The sequence below is a fragment of the Vibrio sp. 10N.261.52.C2 genome, assembly GCF_041471425.1.
GTDB classification, from domain to species: Bacteria; Pseudomonadota; Gammaproteobacteria; order Enterobacterales; family Vibrionaceae; genus Vibrio; species Vibrio crassostreae_C.
In genome coordinates this window covers 1-297 of record NZ_JBFROH010000119.1, presented here as the reverse complement: position 1 = coordinate 297, position 297 = coordinate 1, and the positions used below count along the sequence as shown (strand labels likewise).

General features: G+C 41.8%; 1 tRNA gene. It reads left to right on the top strand.

The window, feature by feature from the left end:
• The first annotated feature begins 84 nt into the window (after positions 1-84).
• Positions 85-175: transfer RNA gene (locus AB4307_RS22010), tRNA-Ser, on the top strand.
• Positions 176-297: the final 122 nt, after the last annotated feature.

Genomic DNA, 297 nt, shown 5'->3' with positions numbered 1-297 from the left:
GACATCGCCAGGCTTTAAATATCGTTACCTGTGTATACATGTAACAACATCTACAGTGTACTAATCTGTTGATGACAATTTTTTGGAGGGATGGCTGAGTGGTCGAAAGCACCGGTCTTGAAAACCGGCAACCGTTAATAGCGGTTCTAGGGTTCAAATCCCTATCCCTCCACCACCATTAGAAAGCCCGCTGAGAAATCAGCGGGCTTTTTTCTTATCTGCGATATACATAAATAAAAGGGGAAGGGCACTGACGTGCTCTTCCCTTTTTTGTATTTAATACCAATTAAAGTAAAA